7 protein-coding genes and 1 pseudogene are annotated in these 9,879 nt (G+C 68.8%); all 8 read right to left on the reverse strand.

Annotation, left to right across the window (positions count from 1 at the left end; all coding sequences use genetic code 11):
- A pseudogene (locus tag DIE12_RS37425) lies at positions 1-182 on the reverse strand (circularly permuted type 2 ATP-grasp protein); the annotation flags it as partial.
- Between the two features lie 68 nt (positions 183-250).
- Positions 251-1,741, reverse strand: a complete 1,491-nt coding sequence (ansP, locus tag DIE12_RS37430) for an L-asparagine permease (RefSeq protein ID WP_124530291.1) — start codon at positions 1,739-1,741, stop codon at positions 251-253.
- Positions 1,742-2,497: 756 nt separating this feature from the next.
- Positions 2,498-3,628, reverse strand: coding sequence for a diguanylate cyclase (locus DIE12_RS37440; RefSeq protein WP_124489845.1), 1,131 nt, complete (start codon positions 3,626-3,628; stop codon positions 2,498-2,500).
- 45 nt (positions 3,629-3,673) lie between these two features.
- Positions 3,674-4,681: a chemotaxis response regulator protein-glutamate methylesterase gene (locus DIE12_RS37445; protein ID WP_124489844.1), complete on the reverse strand. Its 1,008-nt coding sequence runs from the start codon at positions 4,679-4,681 to the stop codon at positions 3,674-3,676.
- Positions 4,678-7,056 (reverse strand): hybrid sensor histidine kinase/response regulator, encoded by a 2,379-nt coding sequence (locus tag DIE12_RS37450; RefSeq protein WP_124489843.1) that lies wholly within the window; start codon positions 7,054-7,056, stop codon positions 4,678-4,680. The genes DIE12_RS37445 and DIE12_RS37450 overlap by 4 nt, the downstream gene beginning before the upstream one ends.
- The gene (locus DIE12_RS37455; protein WP_124489842.1) at positions 7,053-7,790 is read right to left on the reverse strand and encodes a chemotaxis protein CheW; all 738 of its coding nucleotides are present in this window, start codon (positions 7,788-7,790) and stop codon (positions 7,053-7,055) included. Before DIE12_RS37455 ends, DIE12_RS37450 begins: the two co-directional genes overlap by 4 nt.
- The gene (locus DIE12_RS37460) at positions 7,787-9,259 is read right to left on the reverse strand and encodes a CheR family methyltransferase (RefSeq protein WP_124489847.1); all 1,473 of its coding nucleotides are present in this window, start codon (positions 9,257-9,259) and stop codon (positions 7,787-7,789) included. The genes DIE12_RS37455 and DIE12_RS37460 overlap by 4 nt, the downstream gene beginning before the upstream one ends.
- Before the next feature lie 8 nt (positions 9,260-9,267).
- Positions 9,268-9,744: a chemotaxis protein CheW gene (locus DIE12_RS37465; protein WP_124489841.1), complete on the reverse strand. Its 477-nt coding sequence runs from the start codon at positions 9,742-9,744 to the stop codon at positions 9,268-9,270.
- Positions 9,745-9,879 lie beyond the last annotated feature (135 nt).

The following is a 9,879-nucleotide window of genomic DNA, read 5'->3' on the forward strand; positions in this document are numbered from 1 at the left end:
CGCTCGGCGGCCTGCGCGTCGCCGTACACGGCGAACGTGATGCCCGTCCTGCGGAACACGCCTTCCGCGTCGTGGGCCTTCTGGGCGAGGCTTGCAGGGTTCTGCGTGTCGAGCCATGCCTTGACTCGCGAGTAGGGCGGGCGAACCTGATCGCCTGCAAGCATTTCGTCAAACGGTGCCATTGAATTTTCTCTTTTTCTGCGAGACGGCCTGCATCGGGCCGCAGGCCGTTCCCCGATTGCGCGTCGGCTCAGTTGTCGCCCTTCTCGAGCACTTGCCGTGTCAGCGTGACCGACGGAATCGTCGGCTTGAGCAACCCACGGCGCGCGCGGCTGCTCAACCACTTCCAGCCGGCCACGAGCAGCAGCGCGACCAGCGGGATCGACGCGATCGTCCACGTCCCGTTCGGGTAGTCGAACGCCATCAGCACCAGCACGCCGAGCAGGAACAGCAGCGTGAGCCACGACGTCACGGGCGCGCCCGGCATCCTGAACGGCACGTCCTCCACTTCGCCGCGCCTGACCGCCGCGCGGAACTTCATCTGGCACACGACGATGAAGCCCCACGTGCTGATGATGCCGAGCGACGCGATGTTCAGCACGATCTCGAACACGCTCGACGGCACGAGATAGTTGAGCAGCACGCCGACCACGTAGATCGCGACCGTCACCAGAATGCCCGCGTACGGCACGGATTGCGCGCTCATTCGGCCGAGGAACGCCGGGGCCGAGCCGCCCATCGACAGCGAACGCAGCACGCGCCCGGTCGAATACAGGCCCGAGTTGAGGCTCGACAGCGCCGCCGTCAGCACCACCAGGTTCATCACCGAGCCGATGCCCGGCACGCCGAGCGCGCCGAAGAACGTGACGAACGGGCTCTGGCCCGCCTTGTACGCGCTCCACGGCAGCAGGCAGACCAGCAGCACCACCGACGCGACGTAGAAGATCGCGATGCGCCAGATCACGTTGTTGATCGCGCGCGGCAGCACCTTGCGCGCGTCCTTGCATTCGCCGGCGGCCGTGCCGACCAGTTCGACGCCCGCGAACGCGAACACCACGCCCTGCACCAGCACCAGCGCCGGCATCAGTCCGTGCGGAAAGAAGCCGCCGTTGTCGGTGATCAGATGCATGCCGGTGTCACGGCCGGCGACCTGCACGCCCGTGCCGAGGATCACCGAGCCGATGATGAGAAACAGCACGATCGCGGCGACCTTGATCAGCGCGAACCAGAACTCCATCTCGGCGAACCACTTCACGCCGATCAGGTTCATCGTCGCGACGATGCAGAGCGCGACGAGCGCGAAGATCCACTGCGGCACGGCCGCGAACGGCGCCCAGTAATGCATGTAGAGCGCGACTGCGGTGATGTCGACGATGCCGGTCATCGCCCAGTTCAGGAAGTACATCCAGCCCGCGACGAACGACGCCTTCTCGCCGAGGAATTCGCGCGCGTACGACACGAAGCTGCCGCTGCTGGGGCGATGCATCACGAGTTCGCCGAGCGCGCGCAGGATCAGGAACGAGAACGCGCCGCACACCAGATAGACGATCGCGAGCGACGGTCCGGCGGCTTGCAGACGGCCGCCCGCGCCGAGGAACAGACCGGTGCCGATCGCCCCGCCGATCGCGATCATCTGCACCTGTCGATTGCCGAGGGTCTTGTGGTAGCCGGCTTCGTGCGATTCGAGCCAGCTGCGTTTGTCGGTTTCGCCGGTTGTCGACGGTTCGGGAATCGATGCCATGACGGTATCCTCGTGCACGGATGTAATTGGATTCATCCCGATCGCGAGACGATCGGGACCACCGGTACCGGAGGATCAGGGTGCGGATTCAAGCGCACCCATCCTGATTGCGATTCGCCGATCTTGGCGAAAAGCGCGGTATGTCGCGAACTTATTCAGCCGTAATTCCCATCACAAACAGAATGCGAATTTGGACTAGGCCTGTTCGAATTCCTGCATATGGGCCTCGGCCGTAGCGCCGCAAAGTGCGTCAGCGGGCTCGTCGCGTGCGATGCCGCATATCGCGCATGTGCGACTGTCGTTGCGATTTTTCTATTTCCACTTCCGACCGGGATTCATGCTGGTTCAGGGTCACTTCGGCTCGCCGCGGCTGCCGTGCCTAATCGAGATCGGCTGCGCGGCACCGCGCGCGATGACGTCCGGCCGGCATTGCCTCAAGCATCAGTGGGCAAAGAGATCGCGACCGACTATCGTGTGATGGACGCGCGCGCTGTGCGGATTTCGCGATGCGCGACGCACTCTGGCATTTCTCTCTTGCGTCGGTCCGATCCGGCAGCACTTCGCGTTGCCGAGACATCAGATGAACGCGGTATGTCGTCGCGCCATACTCAAAGAACGCCTCGCCACATGGCATGGTTGGACTGTCTCTTCCGCAGCCAACGAAGTAATCTGATAAGGATAACTACTCTTGATGAAGGCACGTAGCCTGCGCTTGTCAACTTGACATAGCCGTAGCAAGACGCTGCCGCGTACGCATCAGGCCGGTTTCCCGCCGCCGTCGCTCGGCGTTGCCGGCCCCGCATCGATCGCGACGCGATTCTTGCCGTCGTGCTTCGCGCGGTACAGCGCGCGGTCGGCGGCTTCGATCAGCGACGTCATCGGCGTGCCGGCCGCCGGCACGACGCTCGCGCCGCCGATGCTGATCGTCACGTAGCGGCCGGTCGACGAATGCACGTGCTCGAGCCGCAGCGCTTCGATCGCAAGGCGAATCTTCTCGGCGAGCAGGCGCACGCCGCCCGGCGACGTGCCCGGCAGCACCACCGCGAATTCCTCGCCGCCGAAGCGTGCGGCGAGATCGCCCGGGCGGCCGAGGCAGCTTTCGACGGTCGAGGCGACCCGCTTGAGCACGTCGTCGCCCGACACGTGGCCGTACGTGTCGTTGTAAAGCTTGAAGTTGTCGACGTCGATCATCAGCAGCGACAGCTCGCTGCGCTCGCGCGTGCCACGCCGCCATTCGGCGTTCAGGTATTCGTCGAGATAGCGCCGGTTCGACAGCCCGGTGAGCCCGTCGGAATGCGTGAGGCGGCGCAGTTCGAGGTTCGCTTCGAGCAATTGCTGCTGCGATTGCCGCAGTGCGCGGTAGGCTTCGTCGCGCTGCAGCAGGTTGACGTACGAGCGCGAGTGGTAGCGGATCCGTGCGACGAGCTCGATGCGGTCCGGCAGCTTCACGAGGTAGTCGTTCGCGCCGGCCGCAAACGCGGCGCTCTTGATTACCGGTTCCTCTTTGGTCGACAGCACGATGATCGGCACGTCGCGGATCACCGGATTCGTGCGGTACGCCTTCACGAGGCTCAATCCGTCGGTGCCGGGCATCACGAGGTCCTGCAGGATCACGGTCGGCCGCGTTTCGACTGCGGCGGCGAGCGCGTCGTCCGAGCGCGGGCAGTAGTGGAAGTCGATGCGGTCCTCGTCGGCAAGCGCGCGCCGCACGGCCTGGGCGACGATCGTCTGGTCGTCGACCAGCAGCACCATCACCGGCACGTCGGTCGCCGGCGGCACCTGCAGGGTCGCGCGCGCGGCTTCGAGCGCCGCGCCCGCGCCGTCCGCGCCGTCCGCGGCGGAAGTGCCGTTATCGTGGCCCGGGCGTCGCGTGGAGTCACCAGTCATGTCGATACCCGTTGTTGTCATTGCTGTCACGCAAGTCCATTTCATTCAGTTCCCGACGAGCGCCGCCAGTTCGCCCGCAATGCGCTCGAGCGGCAGGATCGCGCGCGCGGCGCCGAGCGTCGCGGCGGCTTTCGGCATTCCGTAGACGGCGCTCGTCGCCTGGTCCTGCGCGATCGTATGGTAGCCCTTCATCCGCATCGCCTTCAGCCCGATCGCGCCGTCGCGCCCCATCCCGGTGAGCAGCACGCCGATCACGTCGCCGGGCCAGTGCTCGGTCACGCTGCTGAAGAACACGTCGACCGACGGCCGGTACGGCGTCTCGGCCGGCTCGCGCGTGTATTCGAGCGTGCCGGCGCGCGTGATCCGCAGGTGGTCGTTGGTCGCGGCGAGCAGCACGAACGACGGCTGCGGCCGGTCGCCTTCGCGCGCGATGCGCACGTTGAGCGGCGTCTGGCCGTCGAGCCATCGCGCCATGCCGTCCGCGAACGCCTGGTCGACATGCTGCACGATCACGATCGGCGCGCCGAAATCGGTGGGCAGCGCGCCGAGGATCGACGCAAGCGCGGTCGGGCCGCCGGCCGACGCGCCGATCGCGACGAGCGGCCCGCCGTCGCCGCGCGCCGTCGTGCCGGCGGGGCGGGCGGCGCCCGCCGGATTGTCGAGCAGCCGGCCGATCTGGTCGATCTTCGCGAGCAACAGCTGCGCGGTGTCGCCGTTCGCGCCTGCGCCGAGCCGCGGCGTATCGACTGCGTCGAGCGCGCCCGCGCCCATCGCCTCGTACACGCGCCACGCATTCGCGCCGATGCTGCTCGTCACGATCAGGATCGCGCACGGCTTGCCCGACGACATGATCCGCCGCGTCGCCTCGACGCCGTCGAACTTCGGCATGATCAGGTCCATCAGCACGACGTCGGGCGGTTGCGCGGCGCAGAACTCGACGGCCTGCGCGCCGTCGGTCGCGACCCACAGCACGCGGTGCTCGGGCCGCCGCGCGACCGCGCGGCGCAGCGCCTCGACGGCGAGCGGAAGGTCGTTGACGATGCCGATGTTCACGGACGGGCTTCTCCTATCAGGTCGCGTACGGCGTCGAGCAGGGTTTCGTCGTGGAAGCTGCTCTTCGCCAGGTAGTAGTCGGCGCCCGCGTCGAGTCCGCGGCGGCGGTCCTCCTCGCGGTCCTTGTACGACACGATCATCACCGGCAGCGATTTCAGCGCGGCATCGCGCTTGATCAGCGTGACGAGTTCGATGCCGTCCATGCGCGGCATGTCGATGTCGGTCACGACGAGATCGAAATCGGCGCCGCGCAGCGCGTTCCAGCCGTCCATCCCGTCGACCGCGACGGTGACGGCATAGCCGCGCTTTTCGAGCAACTTGCGCTCCAGTTCGCGTACCGTCAGCGAATCGTCGACCACCAGCACGTGCCGGCGCCGTGCGACGGCCGTGTGCTGCGCGCGCTGCACCTTGTCGAGCTGGCCGCCGCGCACGAGCTTGTCGACCGAACGCAGCAAGTCCTCGACGTCGATGATCAGCACCGGTTCGCCATTCTCCATCAGCGCGGCCGCCGCGATGTCCTTGACCTTGCCGAGCCGGCGATCGAGCGGCTGGATCACCAGCATGCATTCGCCGCGGAACCGGTCGACGGCGATCCCGTACGACTCCCATTCGTCGCCGATCACGACGGTCGCGACGCTGTCGCCCGCCTGTTCCGGCGGCGGTGCGCCGAGCAGCTGGTGCGCGGTGACGAGCCCGACCGGGCGGCCGTCGAAGCGGAAATGCTGCTGGCCTTCGAGCGTGTCGATGTCGGCGCGCGCGAGTTCGAGCGTGCGGCGCACGTGCGCAAGCGGGATCGCGTACGCTTCGCCGCCGACCTCGACGAGCAGGCTGCGCACGATCGACAGCGTGAGCGGCAGTTGCAGCACGAAGCGCGCGCCGCGGCCCGGCTCGGTGAAGATCCGCACGGTGCCGCGCACGGCCTTGACCATGTCGTGCACCGCGTCGAGGCCGACGCCGCGGCCCGACACATCGGTGACGCGGTCGCGCATCGAGAAGCCGGGGAGCAGCAGGAAGTCGAGCAGCTCGAGGTCGGACAACCGCGCGGCCGTGTCGGCGTCGGCGAGCCGGCGCCGCACAACGCCTGCACGGAGCGCGTCGAGATCGATGCCGGCGCCGTCGTCGCTGACGGAGATCAGCAACTGGCCCGCGCTGTGGCGCGCTTCGAGCGTCACGCTCGCTTCGGCCGGCTTGCCGCGCGCGATGCGCTCGTCGGGCGTCTCGACGCCGTGGTCGAGCGCGTTGCGCAGCAGGTGGCCGAGCGGCGCGTCGAGCATGTCGAGGATGTCGCGGTCGACCTGCGTCGTTTCGCCGACGATCGCGAATCGCACGCGCTTGCCGAGCGAACGTGCGAGATCGCGGACAATGCGCGGATACGCGTGCGTTGCGTCGCCGAACGGTCGCATCCGGCAGCGCAACGCTTCGTCGTAAAGCTGCTGCGCGAGATGCGTGCTGCGGCGGTCGAAGCGGTCGAGCTCGTCCAGGCGCGCGCCGAGCTGCAGCTGCAGGTTGCCGAGCCCCTGGCGCACATCGTTCAGCGACGCGAGCGCGGCCGGGTCGAGCCGCTCCGCCAGCGTTTCGACGAGCACGTCCAGCGAGCGCGCGACGTCGCGCTGCATCCGCTTGATGCGCAGGATCGAGCCCGTGAACGGCTTCAGCCAGTGCGATTCGACGAGCGATTCGCTGGACAGGCTCAACAGCTGATCGAGTTGCTCGGCGCGTACGCGCAGCATCCGCTGCGGATCGTGCCGGGGGGGCGGTTGGGTGTGCAAAGGCGGGGCGTCGGGCGCGACGGCATGCAAGCCCGGCGACGGATCGGCCGGCGGGTGGCGCGGCGGGCCGTCGCCGGTGCGCGGCGATATCGAGACAAGGGCGGCATCGTCGGGCGCGGAGCCGATGTGCGGCGCTGCGGCGCCTGGTTCCGGCGCGGGCGGTACGGGCAGTGTAAGCGGTGTGAGCGACACCGCGCGGTCGGCGCGCTCGTCCGACGCGTCGGTCGGACCCAGTGCGGCCAGCGCGTCGATGTCCGCGCGCGAGATCGCCGCCGCCGGATCGGCGTTGCCGACGCGCAGCAGCAGGTCCACGCCATGCAGCAGTGCGTCGATGTGCGCGGTCGTCAGCGTCAGCTCGCCACGCTGCGCGGCGACGAAGCATTCCTCCATCGCGTGCGCGACGTCGACGCCGTCCTGCAGGTCGACGATGCGCGCGGCGCCCTTCAGCGAATGCGCGGCGCGCATGCACGCTTCCAGCGCGGGCGCGTCGCCGGGCGAATGTTCGAGCGTTAGCAGGCCACTCGCGAGCGCCTGCGTCTGCGTGTGTGCTTCGTCGCGGAACAGGTCGAGCAGCGACAGGCGCATCAGGTCGTCGTCCGTGCTCATCGCAGGCTCCTCGCAAGCGAGTCGAACACGCGATCGGTGTCCAGCACGCCGATCGTTGTATCGCGCCACGCGAGCAGGCCGCGCGTGTGCATCGCGGCCGCGTGGGTGAGCGTCGTCGGCACCGGCAGCAGCGCATGCGCCGCGAAGCGCAGCACGCCCTCGACCTCGTCGACGGGCAGCGCAACCGCGTCGCCGCGATGCTCGACGACCAGCATCCGCGCATACGCGTTGCGCGACTCGTGCGGTCCGGTTGCGTTGCGTTCGAGATTCAGCAGTACACCGAGGGATGCTGCGATCGTCAGCGTGCCGCGCACGTTGACGAGCCCGAGCACGGCGCCGTCGCGCCGGTGCGGCAGCGAATGGATCGGGCGCGGCCCGTCGACCTGCCGCAGCGCGGCGGCGGGCAGGCCGAGCCATTCGTCGCCGACGCGGAACGCGAGCGCGGACTGCTGCGCTTGCGCATCGTCGGCAGATGCGGCGGATGCAGTGAGTCGTGCGTCTGCAGGGGCTGGCTGCGAGGTGCTGCGTGCGGCGCGCGCCGTTTCGGCGAGGTCCGCGTCGGTGAGCGGCCGGTCGAGCAGCTTCCCGGCCGCGTGTTCGAACACCGGGCAGTTCAGGCAGCGGGTGTGCACGGCAAGCCGCGGACACGAGCCGTCACCTCGCGTGCCGATGAGATTCCAGCAATCGTCGACGGCCCTGGCCGGAGCGCGATCGTCACGAGCGGCGTGGGTCATGGGTTCCGCCCGGTTCGCTGGTCCGGTCCGCCGTCGGCACGGCTGACGTGCCGCGCGCTTGCCCGCTGCGCACGCAGCATCAGTTGCCGGGCACCTGCCGCGTCACCTGCCGCGTCGCGCAGCGCGGCGAGATGGGTCAGGGCCTCATAGTGAGCCGGGTCGAGATACAGCGTCTTGCGATAAAAATCCTGCGCGTCCGCATCGAGGCCGCGCGCATCGGCGATCAGGCCAAGCAGGTAGAACGCGTCCGCGTCGGGGCCGTGCGCGAGCGTGAATGCGTGCGCGGCACGCTCGGCGTCGTCGAGGCGGCCCGTGTCGGCGAGCCGGCGGGCGTCGGCGAGCATGGGCGCCGGGGCGGCGGGTGCGCTCGGCGCGGCATCCGCGGCATCGGGCGCCGCCTGCGCGATGCGTGTCGCCGGCGGCCGCTGTGGCACGGCCGGCGGGCGGTGCAGGGTTGCCGTTGCGAAATGGTTTGCCATGGAGAGTGCCGCCACCGGGTGCCGGGGCGGCAACGTCTGCGGCGCCACCGGCTTCGCAGATGCCACAGACACAGTGGGCGGCCGCTCGCCATCGTTCGCGCCCGTGGCCGGAGCATCAGCCTGCGCCGCGCGATGGAACGCGAACGCAAGCGGAATGCGCGCGGGCGCCAGCGCATGCCGCATCATCAGCCCCGTCTCGGCCGGGCCGACGAAGATCGTGCCGCCGTCCGCGAGTTGCCGCTCGAGCAGCCGGATCGACTGGTCCTGAGCGTGTCGGTCGAAATAGATCAGCACGTTGCGGCAGAAGATGAAGTCGTAGCGCGTGTCCGCGTCGAGCGGCAGGTCGAACAGGTTCGCCTGAACGAAGCGTACCGGTTCGCGCACCCGCGGGTCGAGCTGCCAGCCGCCGACCGTTTCGCGGAAATGGCGGTCGCGGAATTCGAGCGGGTGGCCACGAAATGCGTTGCGTCCGTAGACGCCGGCCCGCGCCCGCTCGATCGCGCGTGCGCTGATGTCGATCGCGTCGATCGCGAAGCGTGACGGGCCGATGCCGGCGTCGAGCAGTGCCATCGAGATTGAATACGGCTCCTCGCCGGTCGAGCACGGCACGCTCAGCACGCGCAGCGTGCGCGCCGGCTCGCGCACGAGCCGCACGTCGGCGATCCGCGCAAGCGCGACGAATGCCTCGCGGTCGCGGAAGAACCACGTTTCCGGCACGACCAGCGTTTCGATCAGTGCCTGCCGTTCGTCCGCGGACGCATTCAGCCGCTGCCAGTACGCATCGATCGCGGCGCCACCGGCGGCCTCGGCGACGTCGTCCGGCATGCCGCCGGCGGGCCGCGGTGTGTCGGGCGCGTCCGGTGCATCGGCCTGCGTGACGCGTGCGCGTTCGGCAACCGCGCGCGGGAGCGCACGATTGCCGAGCGTCGCCGCATCCATCCCGGTTTCACGCGCGAGCCACGCTTCGAATCGAGGGTCGTTGGCGTTCATCATGGCCATCATCCGGCAAGCGCCTGCGCGGGCGGAAACAGCAATGCGCGCGCGTCGTCATCGAGCATCTGCTCTACGTCGATCCGCTGCACGAATCCCGTCGCGTCGGCGGCGACCGGCCCGAGCCAACGCGCGTGCGGCGTCGCGATCCCGCTGTCGGCGAATTGCGCGGGCGCGAACTCGCGCACCTGCGTCGCGTGCTCGACGATCAGCCCGAGCCATCGATCGGCGCCGTCCGCCTCGTGTTGCTGCGCATAGCGCACGACGACGAGCCGCGTCGATCGCAGCGCGTGCGCCGCGCGCCCGAGCGCGAGCCGCGGCACGTCAATCACCGGCACCAGCTTGCCCCGGTGATCGATCACGCCGGTGAGCCATGGCGGCGTACCCAGCATCGACTTCACGGGCGCGAGCGCCAGCACCTCGACGATCCGCGTCGCATCGAGCGCATAGCGTTCGCCGTCGAGTTCAAAAAGTAGGAAGAGCATCGTGTCGTCCGCACGAAGGCCGCGTGCGTCAGCCGTCGATCTTGAAGCGCGACACACCGGTGCGCAATTGGTTCGCGACGAGCGTCAGATCGTCGATCGCCTGCGACGACTGGCGCAGCGATTCGGCCGTCTGCT

This window comes from Burkholderia sp. Bp9015, from assembly GCF_003853505.1.
In the GTDB taxonomy this organism is placed as follows: Bacteria; Pseudomonadota; Gammaproteobacteria; order Burkholderiales; family Burkholderiaceae; genus Burkholderia.

What these genes read in the sequence shown, in the direction of transcription:
- ansP (WP_124530291.1), bottom strand. Translation starts at nt 1,741, where the DNA reads ATGGCATCGATTCCCGAACCGTCGACAACCGGCGAAACCGACAAACGC.
- DIE12_RS37440 (WP_124489845.1), bottom strand. Translation starts at nt 3,628, where the DNA reads ATGACTGGTGACTCCACGCGACGCCCGGGCCACGATAACGGCACTTCC.
- DIE12_RS37450 (WP_124489843.1), bottom strand. Translation starts at nt 7,056, where the DNA reads ATGAGCACGGACGACGACCTGATGCGCCTGTCGCTGCTCGACCTGTTC.
- DIE12_RS37455 (WP_124489842.1), bottom strand. Translation starts at nt 7,790, where the DNA reads ATGACCCACGCCGCTCGTGACGATCGCGCTCCGGCCAGGGCCGTCGAC.
- DIE12_RS37460 (WP_124489847.1), bottom strand. Translation starts at nt 9,259, where the DNA reads ATGAACGCCAACGACCCTCGATTCGAAGCGTGGCTCGCGCGTGAAACC.
- DIE12_RS37465 (WP_124489841.1), bottom strand. Translation starts at nt 9,744, where the DNA reads ATGCTCTTCCTACTTTTTGAACTCGACGGCGAACGCTATGCGCTCGAT.